The 15116-nt window shown below is 63.9% G+C and carries 14 protein-coding genes; 5 read left to right on the top strand and 9 right to left on the bottom strand.

The window, feature by feature from the left end; translation table 11 throughout:
• Nucleotides 1-58 precede the first annotated feature (58 nt).
• The gene (locus ABIB78_RS21905) at nucleotides 59-370 is read right to left on the bottom strand and encodes a DUF1272 domain-containing protein (protein ID WP_429028422.1); all 312 of its coding nucleotides are present in this window, start codon (nucleotides 368-370) and stop codon (nucleotides 59-61) included.
• A gap of 149 nt (nucleotides 371-519) precedes the next feature.
• The gene (locus ABIB78_RS21900) at nucleotides 520-996 is read right to left on the bottom strand and encodes an Lrp/AsnC family transcriptional regulator (RefSeq protein WP_429028420.1); all 477 of its coding nucleotides are present in this window, start codon (nucleotides 994-996) and stop codon (nucleotides 520-522) included.
• Between the two features lie 123 nt (nucleotides 997-1119).
• On the opposite strand from ABIB78_RS21900, the gene hppD reads away from it, so the two are divergent.
• Nucleotides 1120-2238, top strand: coding sequence for a 4-hydroxyphenylpyruvate dioxygenase (hppD, locus tag ABIB78_RS21895; protein WP_429028418.1), 1119 nt, complete (start codon nucleotides 1120-1122; stop codon nucleotides 2236-2238).
• A 159-nt stretch (nucleotides 2239-2397) separates the two neighbouring features.
• On the opposite strand, the gene ABIB78_RS21890 is transcribed toward hppD, so the two are convergent.
• The 5 genes from ABIB78_RS21890 to ABIB78_RS21870 all read right to left on the bottom strand — a co-directional run bounded on the left by ABIB78_RS21890 (nucleotide 2398) and on the right by ABIB78_RS21870 (nucleotide 7815).
• Nucleotides 2398-3510, bottom strand: a complete 1113-nt coding sequence (locus tag ABIB78_RS21890) for a CaiB/BaiF CoA transferase family protein (RefSeq protein ID WP_429028417.1) — start codon at nucleotides 3508-3510, stop codon at nucleotides 2398-2400.
• A 232-nt stretch (nucleotides 3511-3742) separates the two neighbouring features.
• Nucleotides 3743-4543 carry an FAD binding domain-containing protein gene (locus ABIB78_RS21885; protein WP_429028415.1) on the bottom strand — a complete coding sequence of 267 codons (801 nt, stop codon included), beginning with the start codon at nucleotides 4541-4543 and terminating at the stop codon, nucleotides 3743-3745.
• A 13-nt stretch (nucleotides 4544-4556) separates the two neighbouring features.
• Nucleotides 4557-6896, bottom strand: a complete 2340-nt coding sequence (locus ABIB78_RS21880; protein WP_429028413.1) for a xanthine dehydrogenase family protein molybdopterin-binding subunit — start codon at nucleotides 6894-6896, stop codon at nucleotides 4557-4559.
• A 93-nt stretch (nucleotides 6897-6989) separates the two neighbouring features.
• Nucleotides 6990-7490, bottom strand: a complete 501-nt coding sequence (locus ABIB78_RS21875; RefSeq protein WP_163159693.1) for a 2Fe-2S iron-sulfur cluster-binding protein — start codon at nucleotides 7488-7490, stop codon at nucleotides 6990-6992.
• 133 nt (nucleotides 7491-7623) lie between these two features.
• Nucleotides 7624-7815 carry a hypothetical protein gene (locus ABIB78_RS21870; protein ID WP_429028412.1) on the bottom strand — a complete coding sequence of 64 codons (192 nt, stop codon included), beginning with the start codon at nucleotides 7813-7815 and terminating at the stop codon, nucleotides 7624-7626.
• A 68-nt stretch (nucleotides 7816-7883) separates the two neighbouring features.
• Between ABIB78_RS21870 and ABIB78_RS21865 the strand changes: the two genes are divergently transcribed.
• From ABIB78_RS21865 to ABIB78_RS21850, 4 genes are all read left to right on the top strand, one after another.
• The gene (locus ABIB78_RS21865) at nucleotides 7884-9599 is read left to right on the top strand and encodes a PQQ-dependent methanol/ethanol family dehydrogenase (protein WP_429028410.1); all 1716 of its coding nucleotides are present in this window, start codon (nucleotides 7884-7886) and stop codon (nucleotides 9597-9599) included.
• A 28-nt stretch (nucleotides 9600-9627) separates the two neighbouring features.
• A complete protein-coding gene (locus ABIB78_RS21860) occupies nucleotides 9628-10833 on the top strand; it encodes a c-type cytochrome (RefSeq protein ID WP_429028540.1) in 1206 nt (401 codons plus the stop codon).
• A 138-nt stretch (nucleotides 10834-10971) separates the two neighbouring features.
• Entirely contained in the window at nucleotides 10972-11652 is a 681-nt protein-coding gene (locus ABIB78_RS21855) for a response regulator (protein WP_429028408.1), read from the top strand.
• Nucleotides 11653-11733: 81 nt separating this feature from the next.
• On the top strand, nucleotides 11734-12519 hold the full coding sequence (locus ABIB78_RS21850) for a LuxR C-terminal-related transcriptional regulator (protein WP_429028405.1): 786 nt from the start codon (nucleotides 11734-11736) through the stop codon (nucleotides 12517-12519).
• On the opposite strand, the gene ABIB78_RS21845 is transcribed toward ABIB78_RS21850, so the two are convergent.
• Nucleotides 12514-13887 carry an ATP-binding response regulator gene (locus ABIB78_RS21845; RefSeq protein ID WP_429028403.1) on the bottom strand — a complete coding sequence of 458 codons (1374 nt, stop codon included), beginning with the start codon at nucleotides 13885-13887 and terminating at the stop codon, nucleotides 12514-12516. The genes ABIB78_RS21850 and ABIB78_RS21845 overlap by 6 nt on opposite strands.
• Nucleotides 13884-15056 (bottom strand): FIST N-terminal domain-containing protein, encoded by a 1173-nt coding sequence (locus tag ABIB78_RS21840; RefSeq protein WP_429028400.1) that lies wholly within the window; start codon nucleotides 15054-15056, stop codon nucleotides 13884-13886. The genes ABIB78_RS21845 and ABIB78_RS21840 overlap by 4 nt, the downstream gene beginning before the upstream one ends.
• Between the last annotated feature and the right edge of the window lie 60 nt (nucleotides 15057-15116).

The raw sequence follows: 15116 nt of genomic DNA, 5'->3' as shown, positions 1-15116 counted from the left end.
TCTCATCGTGCGCGGAAGGATAGATTGCTTCGCTCCGCTCGCAATGACGAGAGGAGGTTCATCGCTCCTCCGGCCTGATATCCCTCAACCGCGCCGTATTCGCGGCGACATCATCGAGGCTGTATTTCAGATGGACCCGCTTGTCCGACGGCGGCTGGTTCACGGTGCAGACACCCGGCCGCCACGGCTTGGCGGGGCGGATCGGCCGCGGCGCGAAGCCGCCGCCGCAGTTCGGACAGACATTGCCAAGCTTGGTCTCCGCGCAATCCGCACAGAACGTGCATTCATAGGAGCAGATCCGCGCGTCCACAGCGCTCGGTGGCAGGTCCTTGTCGCAATATTCGCAATTCGGTCGCAGCTGCAGCGCCATGGTCGTCTCTCTTGCCCAATGTTGGAGGAATGATCGCAAATCGGACCGGGAAAGCGAATGACGGATTTCCCTCAATTTGAGCCATAGCAGAGCGTTTTCGAGCGAAGTGGGGCCGGTTCGCGTGAAGAAAACGCGTCAAAGTAATGAGGCTACCCTTGCAAGGCCTTCAAGGGCAGTTTCGCGCTCTCCTTCAGGCGGTCAAGCACGATCGAGGAGCGCACATGGGCGACGCTCTGGTGCGGCATCAGCACGTTGTTGACGATATCGGACAGGCTCTTGAGGTCGCGCAGCATCACCTTGAGCACGTAATCGGCATCGCCCGTCAGCGCATAGGCCTCCTGGATGTCGTCGACGCGGTTGACCAGCTCGCGAAACCGCTTGGCGTTGTCGGGCGAATGGGTCGCCAGCGTGATGTGGATGAACGCGATCAGGCCGAAGCCGAGCGCCTCGCCGGCGAGGTCGGCGTGGTAGCCGGCGATCACCTTCTCCTCCTCCAACCGCATCCGCCGCCGCGAGCATTGCGAGGCGGAGAGCCCGACCAGATCGGCCAGTTGCTGGTTGGTCAGCCGGCCGTCATCCTGCAGGGCGGCGAGCATTTTGAGGTCGAAGGCGTCGACTGCGGGCATGCGTAAAATATCCGTTTCATGCACATATCGTGCGCGATACTAGCAAAATAAGGATCACTATGCACGCACGTTGCGCAGCAAGTGACGGAAACTGACCGCCAGACAAATCAGGGAGTTACCGTCATGGGTCCGTTTCCGCACGATGCGCCGCCGGCCGAAATCAGCGCCGACAACCCGATGGGCACCGACGGCTTCGAGTTCGTCGAATATGCCCACCCCAATCCGGCTGAGCTGCACGCCCTGTTCAAGCTGATGGGCTTCGTCGCGGTTGCCCGCCACAGGACCAAGACAATCACGGTCTATCGCCAGGGCGACGTCAACTATCTCGTCAACGAGGAGCCGGATACCCACGGCTTCAACTTCGTCGCCGCGCACGGCCCCTGCGCGCCGTCGATGGCGTTTCGGGTGGTCGATGCGAAGCAGGCCTATGAGCGCGCGATCGCGCTCGGTGCGGAACCGGCGGACGTGTCGTCCGCGGAGAAGACGCTGGATGTGCCCGCGATCAAGGGCATCGGCGGCAGCCTGCTTTATTTCGTCGATCGCTACGGCGCCAAGGGCTCGGCCTATGATGCCGAGTTCGAGTGGCTCGGTGCCGCCAACCCGCGTCCCGAGGGCGCGGGGCTCTACTATGTCGATCACCTCACCCACAACGTCCATCGCGGCCGCATGGATGTCTGGACCGGCTTCTATGCCAAGCTGTTCAACTTCCGCCAGATCCGCTTCTTCGACATCGAGGGCCGCGCGTCCGGCCTGTTCTCGCGCGCGCTGACCAGCCCGGACGGCAAGATCCGGATCCCGATCAACGAGGACGCCGGCGATTCCGGGCAGATCGAGGAATATCTCAACACCTATCACGGCGAGGGCATCCAGCACATCGCCTGCGGCGCGCGCGACATCCATGCGACGGTCGAGACGCTGCGCGCGGCCGGCCTGCCGTTCATGCCGTCGCCGCCCGACACCTATTTCGAGCGGATCGACGCCCGCCTGCCCAAGCATGGCGAGGACGTCGCGCGGCTTAAGACCAACGGCATCCTGATCGACGGCGAGGGCGTGGTCGAGGGCGGCCAGACCAAGGTGCTGCTGCAGATTTTTTCAGCGAACGCGATCGGGCCGATCTTCTTCGAGTTCATCCAGCGCAAGGGCGACGATGGGTTCGGCGAAGGCAACTTCAAGGCGCTGTTCGAGTCGATCGAGGAAGACCAGATCCGCCGCGGCGTGCTGAAGGTCGATCACGCGGCCTAACGGATGAGTGGTAACCGCGCCGCATTACGTCGTCATTGCGAGCGAAGCGAAGCAATCCATCTCGCCGCTCGCGGAGACATGGATTGCTTCGTCGCGGAGCCTGTCATCGGGCGCGCGTTCGCGCGACCCGTTGGCTCCTCGCGATGACGGCGGAGGAAGCTATTTCCCTGCTTTCCACGCGCTGGTCACATCGCCGATAGCAGCCAATTCCGGCTCGCGAATCGCTGACGGCGTGCGTGAGAACCGCGGCGCGGGGGCGGGCTGGGTGACGCCGTGACGTTCGACGAACACCTGGCGGGCCGCCATATGCGGATGATCAGGCGCTTCCTCCATGGTCAGGATCGGCGCGAAACAGATGTCGGTGCCTTCCATGATTGTGCACCAGTCCGCGCGCGACTTGCTCTTGAACACCTTGGTCAGCTTCTCCTTCAGCGCCGGCCAAGCCTTGCGATCCATCTGCGCGTCGAAGTCGGCATCGGTCAGGTCTGCATGCTTGCGCAGCAGCGCGTAGAACTGCGGCTCGATCGAGCCGATCGAGATGAAGTTGCCGCAGGAGCATTCGTAGACGCCGTAGAAGTGCGCGCCGCCGTCCAGGAAATTCTGGTCGCGGCCGCCGCTCCAGCGGCCCTGCGCGCGCATGTCGTAGAACATCGACATCAGCGAGGCCGCGCCATCGCACATCGCGGTATCGACCACCTGGCCCTTGCCGGATTTCTGTGCTTCCAAAAGCGCGGCGAGCACGCCGACCACGAGATAGAGCGCGCCGCCGCCGAAATCGCCGACCAGATTGAGCGGCGGCACCGGCTTCTCTTTGGTGCCGATCGCTGCCAGCGCACCGGTGATGGAGATATAGTTGATGTCGTGGCCGGCGGCGTTGGCGAGCGGGCCTTCCTGGCCCCAGCCGGTCATGCGGCCAAAGACCAGCTTCGGGTTGCGCGCGAGCACGATTTCGGGGCCGAGACCGAGGCGCTCCATCACGCCGGGACGAAAGCCCTCGATCAGCGCGTCGGCATGGCTGAGCAGGTCGAGCACTTCGACGATAGCCGCCTTGTTCTTGAGGTCGAGCTCGATGACCTTGCGGCCACGGGTCGCCACCGCCTTCAGATTCTTGCCCGCGCCGATCCGGTCGAGGGTGATGACCTCGGCGCCCATGTCCGCGAGCAGCATGCAGGCGAACGGGCCGGGACCGATGCCGGCGAATTCGACGATGCGGAAGCCGGCGAGCGGGCCCGAGGTGCGGGCGGCGGTCTGGGAGGCAGATTTATCGAGCACGTTGCTATTCCGTTGGTTGTGGGGCGTTAAGGCTGAGGCGTTGCGGCTGGCTTGGTGCCGAACTTCATGCGTTCTCCCAGCCGTCCGTTGGGACGGTATTTTTAATTAGCTGATTAGCTAAATTGTCTCGCCTAACGCACGATGTGGCAAGCGTCTTTTGCCTTTAAGCGCCGGTAAAACGCGAACGGCGCGCATCGCTGCGCGCCGCCCCTCGACTTGTGTTTAGACGCTATCAGCCGGCCGCGGTCACCGCCCGCTGTCCCATCACCTTCACCAGGTTGGCGCGGTAGTCCGCCGAGCCGTGGATATCGGCGAGCAGGCCGGAGGCCGGAATCGTGACGTTATCGAGCGCCGAGGCCGTCCAGTTTGCCTTCAGCGCCTGCTCGACCGCCGGTACCCGCACAACGCCGCTTTGCGACGCGCCGGTTGCCGCGGCACGGACGTCGCCGGCCTTGGTCTTGGCGACGAACACGCCGGTCAGCGCGAAACGCGAGGCTGGGTTCGGAAACTTCGCGTAGCCCGCCTTCGCCGGTATCGGGAACAAGACGGCCGTGATGATCTCGCCATCCTCAAGCGCCGTCGTGAACAGGCCCTTGAAGAAATCGTCCGCCGCGATCGACCGCTTGTTGGTCTTGACCGTCGCGCCGAGCGCCAGCACCGCCGCCGGATAGTCCGCCGCCGGGTCATTGTTGGCGAGCGAGCCGCCGATCGTGCCGCGATAGCGCACGGCGGGGTCGCCGATCATCGACGCCAGATTGGCGAGCGCGGGGATCGCCTTCCTGACCGCATCGCTTTGCGCCACATCGTAATGCGGCGTCGCTGCCTTGATGGTGACGGTGTCGCCTGAAACCTCGATGCCGATCATCTCCTGCACCTTGGAAAGGTCGATCACATCGGAAGGTGCAGCGAGACGCTGCTTCATCACAGGAAGCAGGGTTTGTCCGCCGGCGAGAAATTTTGCATCCCGGCCCTTGGCAAACGTGGCTGCGGCGTCGGCGACCGAGGAAGCGCGGTGATAATTTGTCTCGTACATGACTCTTCCTCCCTCAACCGTGAATGGCGTGCCAGACGCGATCGGGCGTCGCCGGCATTTCCAGCTTGTTGTTGCCGATGGCGTCCGTGATCGCGTTGATCACGGCAGCCGAGGCGCCGATCGCGCCGGCTTCGCCGCAGCCCTTGACGCCGAGCGGGTTGCCCGGACACAGCGTCGTGGTGTGGGAGAGCTGGAACGACGGCAGGTCGTCGGCGCGCGGCATGGTGTAATCCATGAACGACGCGGTTACGAGCTGACCGGTTTCGTCATAGACCGCGCCTTCCAGCAGCGCCTGGCCAATGCCCTGCGCGAGGCCGCCGTGGACCTGACCCTCGACAATCATCGGGTTGATCAGCCGGCCGAAGTCGTCGGCGGCCACGAAGTTGACGAAGGAGGTCTTGCCGGTGGCCGGATCGACCTCGAGCTCGCAGATATAGGCGCCCGCCGGGAAGGTGAAGTTGGTCGGGTCGTAGAACGCCGTCTCCTTCAGGCCGGGCTCCATGCCATCGGGCAAATTGTGCGCGGTGTAGGCGGCGAGCGCGACCATCGGCAGTGCGATCGACTTGTCGGTGCCGGTGACCTTGAACTCGCCGTTCTCGATCACGATGTCGCTCTCGGACGCCTCGAGCGCGTGCGCCGCGATCTTCTTGGCCTTGGCCTCCACCTTCTCCATCGCCTTCACGATCGCCGTACCGCCGACCGCGAGCGAGCGCGAGCCATAGGTACCCATGCCGAATTGCACCTTGTCGGTGTCGCCATGGACGATCGAAACCTGGCTGAGCGGCACGCCGAGGCGCTCCGCGATGATCTGGCAGAACGTCGTCTCGTGACCCTGACCGTGGCTGTGCGAGCCGGTAAGCACTTCGATAGTGCCGACCGGATTGACCCGAATCTCCGCGGACTCCCAAAGACCGACGCCGGCGCCCAGACTGCCGACCGCCTTTGACGGTGCGATACCGCAGGCCTCGATGTAGCAGGAGAGGCCGATACCGCGCAGCTTGCCGTCCGCCTTGGCATTGGCCTTGCGGGCCGGGAAGCCGGCATAGTCGATCGCCTTCATTGCGGCCTCGATCGAGGCGTTAAAGTCGCCGATGTCATACGCCATGATCACAGGCGTCTGATACGGGAACTGGGTGATGAAGTTCTTCTTGCGCAACTCGGCCGGATCGACCTTCAGTTGCCGTGCCGCGGTCTCCATCATGCGCTCGATCAGATAGCTCGCCTCGGGGCGGCCGGCGCCGCGATAGGCATCGACCGGCGTGGTGTTGGTGTAGACGCCCATCACCTCCGCGTAGATCGCCGGGATCACATACTGGCCCGACAGCAGCGTCGCATAGAGATAGGTCGGGACCGCCGAGGAGAACAGCGACATATAGGCGCCGAAATTGGCATGGGTCTTCACCCGCAGCCCAAGGATCTTGTTGTCCTTGTCGAACGCCATCTCCGCCTTCGAGACATGGTCGCGGCCGTGCGCATCGGTGAGGAAGGCTTCGGAGCGGTCGCCGGTCCACTTCACCGGGCGGTTGACCTTCTTCGAGGCCCACAGCGCCACCATTTCTTCGGGGTAGATGTAGATCTTGGAGCCGAAGCCGCCGCCGACGTCGGGCGCAATCACGCGCAGCTTGTTCTCCGGCGCGATGTTGTAGAACGCCGACAGCACGAGGCGGGCGACGTGCGGGTTCTGCGACGTCGTGTAGAGCGTGTAGTGCTCTTCGGCCTGGTCGTAATGCGCGATCGCCGCGCGCGGCTCCATCGCATTCGGCACCAGGCGGTTGTTGGTGAGCTCGAGCGTCACCACATTGGCCGCCTTGCTGAATGCGTCCTTGACCGCGGCTTCGTCGCCGATATGCCAGTCGTACACCACGTTGCCGGGAGCCTCGGGGTGAAGCTGCGGCGCGCCCGGCTTGATAGCCGCCTTGATGTCGGCCGCCGCGGGAAGCTCTTCGTAATTGACGACGACCGCCTCGGCGGCGTCCTTGGCCTGGTTCTTGGTCTCGGCGATCACGACCGCGACTGCCTGTCCGACAAAGCGTACGGTCTCCGGCGCCATCGCCGGCCACGCGCCCATTTTCATCGGCGAGCCGTCCTTCGAAGTGATGGCCCAGCCGCAGATCAGATTGCCGACCTTGTCGTCGACGATCTGCTGTCCGGTCAGCACCGCGATCACGCCGGGCATCTTCATGGCATCGGCTGAATCAATGCCCTTGACCTTTGCATGTGCATGCGGGCTGCGAATGAAATGAGCATAGGTCATGCCGACCATTTTGACGTCGTCGACGTAACGTCCCTGTCCTGTAATGAAGCGGCGATCTTCCTTGCGCACGACGCTTGCGCCAATGCCTTCAACGCCCATAGCCTGGTCCTCCCGACCGGAGATTTCGATTTCCGCCGTCTCCATCGAAACCGGCGGTGATGAATTTTCTGATGCCGTCTTGTGCGTCGGCTGCTATTCGGCGGCCTGCGCAACCTTCATGCGGCCGGCTGCGTCGAGCACCGCCTTGACGATGTTGTGGTAGCCGGTGCAGCGGCAGATGTTGCCTTCGAGCTCGTGACGAACCGTTTCCTCGTCGAGCTTGCCGCCAGATCCTTGAGAATGATGCCGGTGAACGATGTCGACCGCGGACATGATCATGCCGGGGGTGCAATAGCCGCACTGCAGGCCGTGATTGTCGCGGAACGCCGCCTGCATCGGGTGTAGCTCGTCGCCCTTGGCGAGGCCTTCGATCGTGGTGACATTAGAGCCAGCGGCCTGGCCGGCCAGCATGGTGCAGGATTTGACCGCCCGTCCATCGACATGGACGACGCAGGCGCCGCACTGGCTGGTATCGCAGCCGACATGGGTGCCGGTCAGGTTCAGGTTTTCGCGCAAGAGATGCACGAGGAGGGTTCGGTCCTCAACGTCGACCGAGACCGCCTTGCCGTTTACCGTCAGTTTGACTGTAGACACGCGTTTCTCCCAATAGCTTTGTTATGGGCCCAGTAGAGCACGCTTCATTTGGGGCGTAACCGCGATCAAAGTCGTAGTCGCGGCCCTGTCACGAAGGCGCCGGGCAGTGCCTGCGATCCTAGCAGGCAGCCGTTCAATGGGCAATTTGCAAGCTGCCGGCGGCGTGCTCCGGCGCGATGAAATTAAGGGACTTTTCGGCAGGCCAATGGTGCCTGCGGCGCGCAAAAATCGTCGCCGCGGTTGCTACTACCTTCCGCCTATAACGACGCAAAAGCGTTGCTGTCATCTTCATCGCCGACGCGGCGACGGAAGATCGCTGGTTCATGAAATTGGGTATCGATCTGCGCGCGCGATGCATCCATCGCGGCAACGAAACCATATTGGAGGAAGCCAATGAAGCTGAGGAGCGGGATTTTCTTTGCCGGCGTGTCGCTGGTCGCCATGGCGATGGCAAGTATTGGTGCGTCGAAGGCGAATGACTCCGTCGTGAAGGCGGCGTCGGATCCGAACGGATGGGCAATCGCCGGCCACGACTACGGCAATACGCGCTTCAGCCCCTTGAAGCAGATCAATTCCGAGAATGCCGGCAAGCTGCAGCTGGTGTATTCGCTGTCACTGGCCTCGCTGCGCTCCAACGAGTCCTCGCCGGTGGTAATCGGCAAGACGCTGTATGTGTCGACGTCGTGGGGTCCCAAATACGTCTATGCGGTCGATGCCGCGACCGGCGCGCGCAAATGGACCTGGCAGCCGGATATTCCGGACGACGTGCTGCAATATGCCTGCTGCGACGTCAACAGCCGCGGCGTGTCCTACGCCGACGGCAAGATCTTCGTCGGCCGGCTCGACGGCAAGCTGACCGCGCTCGACGCCGAGACCGGCAAGGAGCTCTGGACCTCGACGGTCGTCGACTACAAGCAGGGCTCGGTCATCACTTCGCCGCCGCTGATCGTCCGCGACAAGGTGATCACCGGCTTCGGCGGCGGCGAATACGGCGTCCGCGGCTCATTGCAGGCGTTCTCGCTCAAGGATGGCAAGCTGCTCTGGCAGACCTACACGGTACCGGCGCCCGGCGAACCCGGCAGCGACACCTGGAAGGGCGACACCGGATTGCATGGCGGCGGCGCCGCCTGGCTGGTCGGATCCTACGACGCCAAGTCCGACACGGTCTATTGGGGTACCAGCAATCCGGGACCGTGGAATACCGCGGTCAGGTCGACCGGCGACGGCAATTTCGGCAAGCTGACCAACCTCTACACGGCCTCGACGCTCGCGATCGATCCCAACACCGGCAAGATCAAGTGGCACATCCAGGGCACGCCGGCCGACGCCTGGGATTATGACGGCGTCAACGAGCTCCTGCTCGCCGACCTGAAGATCAAGGGCGCCGAGATCCCCGTCCTGATGAAGGCGGACCGCAACGGCTTCTTCTTCGTGGCCAACCGCGAAACCGGCAAGGTGATCTCGGCCGAGAAGTATGTCTTCGCCAACTGGGCCAAGAAGTGGGACGTCAACACGATGCGGGCGGAAGAGGATCCGGACAAGCGTCCGGGCCCCGGCCATCCCGCCAAGGACATCTGCCCGAACCTGATCGGCGGCAAGAACTGGCAGCCGATGTCGTTCAACCCGCAGACCGGCCTCGTCTACATCCCGAGCAACAATGTCTGCATGGACTGGTCGGTCAGCGACGTGAACTACAAGCGCGGTGTGTTCTATCTCGGCGCCGAATTCCCGACCAAGCCGGGTCCCGGCGGCTTCCTCGGCGAACTCGTGGCCTGGGATCCGATCGCCAACAAGAAGGTATGGAGCATCAAGGAAGACCTGCCCTTCAACGGCGGCACGCTGACGACCGGCGGCAACCTCGTGTTCTCCGGCAATCTGCACGGCGACTTCCGCGCCATCGATGCCAGGAACGGCAAGGTGCTGTGGAGCAAGAACCTCGGCAGCGGCATCGGCGCTGGTCCGGTGACCTATTCGGTCGACGGCAAGCAGTATGTCGCGATCGTGGTCGGGCGCACCGCGGCGCTGCCGGCCTTCCTCGGTGACATCGGCAAGAAGATGGTCGCCGCGGCGCCCGAAGGCGGCTCGCTGTTCGTGTTCGCCCTGCAGTAACCACCGTCGCAAGGAGGCAGCATTGTCCGTGTCCTGCATCAAGTCGAATGACGTGCCCGGCTCTGCTTGCAGCGTGCAGTTGGGAAAGGCGATCCGGACCGTGCTGCTCTCCGCTACGCTGCTCGCGCCGGCCCTGTCGGCCGGCGCGGAGGACGCCAGGCCGCCGCTGCGGCTCTGTGCCGATCCAACCAATCTGCCGTTCTCGAGTGACGAACCGGGCAAGCCCGGCCTCTATCTCGAGATCGGCCAGGCGGTCGCGCAAAAGCTCGGCCGCACGGTGAGCACCAATTGGTACAAGTCCTATTTCGGCAAGCGCACCGTGCGGGAGACGCTGCTGAGCAAGCAGTGCGACGCCATGGTCGGCCTGCCTCTGATCGACGATTTCATGGGCCCGGCGGTGGTCTTCTCGAAGCCGATCGCCCATGAAGGCTATGCACTGGTTGGCGCCAAGGATCGCAAGCTCGCCGGTATCGACGACCTCACGGGATTGCGGGTTGCGGTGCAGTATCAGTCGACGCCGCAGAACCTGCTGGCGCTGCGTGACGGCATCCAGAAGGTCACCGTGCTCAGCCCGGAGGAGGGCATGGCGGCCCTCGAACAGGGCAAGGTCGACATCGCCTTCATCTGGGCGCCGGTGGCGGGTTGGCTCAACAAGACCAACTACGGCGGCAAGTATCAGATCGTATCGACCGAAGGCGACGGCCTGCTCTGGGCGACCGCGATCGGCTTCGCCAAGGCGTCTGGTGCACTGCGCGATGAAGTCGACGGCGTGCTGCCGTCGCTGCAGACGGATATTGCCGCCCTGTTTGCCAAATACGGCGTGCCGAACGGCGCCCCGGTGAAGTTCGGCGAGGCGGACCGGGCGACGACGTCGTCGGTCGGCGCAAGCGAGCCCGTCAAGGTCGGGCAGGCGGCCACGGCCGAGAAGCCGGTTCAGACCGCCGCGGCCGCCGGCGGGGATGCCAAAGGGGATGCCACGGCGGGGCGGGGGGTGTTCAACGGCACCTGCGCCCATTGCCACGGTCCTGACGCGGTGCAGGCCGAGCGAAAGATCGATCTCAGGCTGCTGAAGAAGCGCTATGCTGACGACATGGAATCGACATTCTGGAAGACGGTGCATGACGGGCGCCCAGCAAAGGGCATGCCGGCCTGGAAGGACGTCTTCAGCGACGACGAGCTCAGAAACGTATATGCCTATCTGCGGAGCGTGCAGGATAGCGGCGGGTCGAACTAGCCGCTGCGATCGGCAATGGGGACGTTTTCGAGCGAAGTGGATACCGGTTCGCGTGAAGAAAACGCGTCAGAACTTGAATCGAGAGCCCCGTTCCGATTCAATCGGAACGGAAACGACTCGAGCAGTGCGAGGGTCCTCATGATGGGGTTCCTGATCATCGACGATCACCCCCTGTTTGGCGAGGCGCTTGGCAATGCCATCCGCATCTCGCATCCCGATGCCCGAATCTATGAGGCCACCTCGATCAAGGGGGCGCTCGGCATCCTTGCCAGCAAGCCGAATATCGATCTGGCGCTGCTCGATCTGCTGCTGCCCGACGTCGTCGGGTTCTCCGGCTTCCAGAAGATCAGGGATCGCTACCCGCGACTGCCGATTGCCATCGTCTCAAGCGAGGAGGACAAGCACACGATCCGCGAGGCGCTGGAAATGGGCGCAGTCGGCTATCTGCCGAAGTCGACGTCGGTCGGCGAACTCTCGCAGGCGATCGCGCGCGTGCTGAGCGGGTCGGTCTCGGCGCCGCGGGATTTCGTCGCGGTGGGCGCGCTGGATCATTCCGAGACCGCGCGGACGCTGCGCGAGAGGATCCAGAAGCTGACGCCGCAGCAAATCCGCGTCCTTCACCTGATCATCCGCGGCCTGCAAAATCGCGAGATCGCTTCGGAACTCAAGCTCGCGGAATCCACGGTAAAGGCACATGTGACCGAGATCCTGCGCAAGCTGAAGCTGTTCAGCCGCAACAAGGCGATCATCGAGCTCGGCAAAATTCCGCTTCCGGTCCCTGACGCCTGCGCGGGAGCGAAGGCGGAGAAGGCGCCCTAGGCTTGCTGCGCTGCGAGGCGCACGCATTGACTATGCTGCCTATAGGCTGCCGGTCAGCTTTGAGATAACGTCGTGCGCACAATGGCTGTCATCAGCGATCCGAGGGAGGACGGCGCAGCATTGACCACGACCGCGCCCCTGGCGGATGAGCCGCCGCTTGGCAAGGCGGGTGCGCCTCGACTGCTGATCGTCGAGGACCACCCGCTGTTTCGTGCCGCCCTGATCGGCGTGATCGGGGCTGAGTTTCCCGATGCCGAAGTGCTGCAGGCCACGTCGATCGACGGCGCGCTGGATGTGATCGCCGCGCGCGATGGCCTCGATTTGATCCTGCTCGATCTGTCGATGCCCGGAACCACGGGCCTGCTTGGCGCCTACCGGGTGCGTGCCGCGGCACCGCGCAGCGCGCTCGTGATCGTGTCGGCACATGACGATTCCCGGATCGTCGGCGGCGCGATCTCGCTCGGTATTTCCGGCTACATCCCGAAGTCGACGCCGAAGGTCGAACTGGCGCGGCTGCTGCGCGGCATCCTTGAAGGCGCGGTGTGCCTGCCGACGCGCTTCCGTGATACCGCCGCCGCGCGGAAAGGTCAGGCCGAGACGCGAGAACTGGTGCAACAACTCGGCCAGTTCACCGCGCAGCAGCTTCGCGTACTCGACATGATCTGCCGCGGCCTGCAGAACAAGCACATCGCCTATGAGCTCGGTATCTCGGTCACCACAGTGAAGGTGCATGTCTCCGAAATCCTGCGGAAGCTCGGGGTGCGAAGCCGGACCGAAGCCATCATCGCGCTGTCGAAACTCGATTTCGGCAAGCACGACCATGCGCCGGTGACGGCCTCGCCGTCTTCGCACGGCGCCTCGTCATAGCCGCGCACCCGACTGCTCCGCCGCCAGCAGGAACGACAGCAGCGAGCGCATCTCGGCGGGCTTGATCGGCTTCTTCAATAGTTCGTGGCCGAAAGCCGATACGTCGGAGGCGGCCTTGGCCGAGTAGTCGGCGGTGACGATGATTGCCGGAACCTTGGCGTTGATTTCGCCGCGGATCACGTCGACGGCCTGGATTCCGGTCTCGCCATTGTCGAGGTGCAGGTCGGCGATGATGGCGTCGGGAATACCGTCCAGGGCGTGGATGCGCTCGAGCGCCTCGGTCTTGGAGATCGTCACGGCGACGTCGCAGCCCCATTTCTCCAGCAAATGGGCGAGACCCTCGGCGCTCGAGAGATCGTTCTCGATCAGCAGGATCTTGGCGCCCTCCATGCCGCCATAGCGATAGTCGACGCTGGCCTGTTCGCGCACCGGGATCGCAACCGCGTCGAAGGTGCGGGGCACGGTGACCGAGAACACCGAGCCCTTGCCGGCGCGCGAATTCAGCTTGATGTTATGGCCGAGCAGGTCGGCAAACCGGCGCACGATCGAAAGGCCGAGCCCGATGCCTGCCTTGTCGCCGGCGCTGGCATCGCCGCGCTGAAACTCGACGAAGATCGCCTCGCGTTGGGCTTCCGGGATGCCCGGTCCGGTGTCGTGCACCTCGATGCAGATATCGTCGCCCCTGAGGCGACATCCCATCAGCACGGTGCCGCGCTGGGTGTAGCGCAGCGCATTGGCCAGCAGGTTTTGCAGGATCCGGCGCAGCATCAGCGGATCGGAGCGAACCACCGCAGACGACGGCATGATCCGGAAGCCGAGGTTGCGCTTGGCGGCTGTCGCCGCGAATTCCTGCTCCAGCGGCTCGAACAGCGAGGCGACCGCGACCGGACCGAACTCGGGCCTGAGCACGCCGGCGTCGAGCTTCGAGATGTCGAGCAGCGTCCGCAGCATGTCCTCAAGCGTCGCCAGCGAACGGTCGATCTGGTCGGTCAGCACGCCGCTCTTGGACTCGGTAGCCATGTCGGTCAGCGCAGACAGTGTCAGCCGCGCCGCATTGAGCGGCTGCAACAGGTCGTGGGTCACCGAAACCAGCACCGATGATTTCAGCGAACTTGCCGCCTCGGCCTGCTGCTTGGCCTGCAGCAGGCGTCCGTTGGTCTTTTCCAGCGATTGCAGCGCCTGCTTGAGCTGCTGGGTGCGGTCGCGGACCTGCTGATCAAGCGCGATCGCGGTCTCGAACAGAGAAAAGGCGTTGAGCTGCTGATCGGTGGAACGTTCGACGCGTGACATCAGCGCCGCGTTGATCTTGCGCAGCTTCTCGGTTTCGCGTTCGAGCGCCGCTATGCGCGTGGTCTTGGTGTCGGTCATTGCGGCGCGACAGCCCGCTTGCCGATGGCGATGCCGGTCAGCGTCTGGTTGACATGCATGGAGCGATACTGCTCGCCATAGGTCTGAAAGCCAATCACTTTGTTGCGCCGATAGAGCTCCGACATCTCGCGCGACAGCTGGCGCTGCTCGACATCGAGCCGGCGCAGCACGCATTCGAAGCCGATGAACATCGAGACCTCGCCGAGGTCCTCGGTCAGCTCCTTGAGCAGGCGGCTCGTCACGTCGATCGGATCGCGCTCGCGCGCCACCGTCAGCACCATGCCCTCGTCGATCGCGCAGAAGAATTGCAGCGACCCGTCCGGGTTCGTGCGCTGGATCGACCGCGCGTAGTAGGCACCGCCGACGCGCACCAGGACCGGATGCGCGGCGAAGGAGAACAGTTCGAGTTTGCTGTCGCTCAAGCCGACGGCGCGGGAATATTCCAGCGCGGCCGGCTCTGCATTCAATTCCTTGACGATGCGGTGTTCGATGTCGGCCTCGGTCACAACCATCTTGGTCGAGGTCGGCTCGAAATGATCGCACTTGAACAGGCGGAACGGCAGCCGCGTCCGGATCAGGATCAGGACGGCCGCGTCGGTATGGGCCTCGCCGCCGTGGAAGACCCAGGACTTCTCGAAGCGCAGGCCGTCGCCCGCGGAGCCGCCGACCACCGGGATGTCGCCGAGCGATGCGTAGATCGCCGACATGATGGTCTCCTCGCGTTGGCACATGCCGTCGATGAAGAGCAGCCCGAAGGAATCGTCGGTGTGATCGCAATGCTCGGTCTGCTGCGCGAATTCGTTCTGCAATTCGGTGCAGATCGAGCGGCCATGGTCGACCCGAAATGTCGCGAGGTCGAACAGCGGCCGGGCCGCGATGACGAAATCGGCAGCGTTGAAGCCCATCGCGACGACGCTGTCCTCATCCCAGCCGCCGGGCGACAATTCTCCCGCCGTGGTGCAGCCAAAGATCGGCACGTCGGGCATCCGGGTCGACAGCTCGGCAATGAACTGTTGCGGGTCATAGAACGGCGACACGAACACCACGAGCATGGCAAGATCAGCGGCCGCCAATTGGCGCGCGATCTCGTCCGCGGCCTGCCGCGGCCCGCCGGTCTTTGCCTGCACCACGACAATACTGTCGGTGGCGCTGCCGTGCTGCTCCGCCAAAGGCGTTCTCCCTGACCAGAAATTTTTGCTATTCTTGGCGCGGCCGGTTGAACCCGCGCG

The organism is Bradyrhizobium sp. I1.14.4 (assembly GCF_050435825.1).
In the GTDB taxonomy this organism is placed as follows: Bacteria; Pseudomonadota; Alphaproteobacteria; order Rhizobiales; family Xanthobacteraceae; genus Bradyrhizobium.
Note: the sequence above shows the minus strand (reverse complement) of the source record. Positions and strands in the feature narration are given on the sequence as shown.

What these genes read in the sequence shown, in the direction of transcription:
- ABIB78_RS21905 (WP_429028422.1), bottom strand. Translation starts at nt 370, where the DNA reads ATGGCGCTGCAGCTGCGACCGAATTGCGAATATTGCGACAAGGACCTG.
- ABIB78_RS21900 (WP_429028420.1), bottom strand. Translation starts at nt 996, where the DNA reads ATGCCCGCAGTCGACGCCTTCGACCTCAAAATGCTCGCCGCCCTGCAG.
- hppD (WP_429028418.1), top strand. Translation starts at nt 1,120, where the DNA reads ATGGGTCCGTTTCCGCACGATGCGCCGCCGGCCGAAATCAGCGCCGAC.
- ABIB78_RS21885 (WP_429028415.1), bottom strand. Translation starts at nt 4,543, where the DNA reads ATGTACGAGACAAATTATCACCGCGCTTCCTCGGTCGCCGACGCCGCA.
- ABIB78_RS21880 (WP_429028413.1), bottom strand. Translation starts at nt 6,896, where the DNA reads ATGGGCGTTGAAGGCATTGGCGCAAGCGTCGTGCGCAAGGAAGATCGC.
- ABIB78_RS21870 (WP_429028412.1), bottom strand. Translation starts at nt 7,815, where the DNA reads ATGAACCAGCGATCTTCCGTCGCCGCGTCGGCGATGAAGATGACAGCA.
- ABIB78_RS21865 (WP_429028410.1), top strand. Translation starts at nt 7,884, where the DNA reads ATGAAGCTGAGGAGCGGGATTTTCTTTGCCGGCGTGTCGCTGGTCGCC.
- ABIB78_RS21855 (WP_429028408.1), top strand. Translation starts at nt 10,972, where the DNA reads ATGATGGGGTTCCTGATCATCGACGATCACCCCCTGTTTGGCGAGGCG.
- ABIB78_RS21850 (WP_429028405.1), top strand. Translation starts at nt 11,734, where the DNA reads ATGGCTGTCATCAGCGATCCGAGGGAGGACGGCGCAGCATTGACCACG.
- ABIB78_RS21845 (WP_429028403.1), bottom strand. Translation starts at nt 13,887, where the DNA reads ATGACCGACACCAAGACCACGCGCATAGCGGCGCTCGAACGCGAAACC.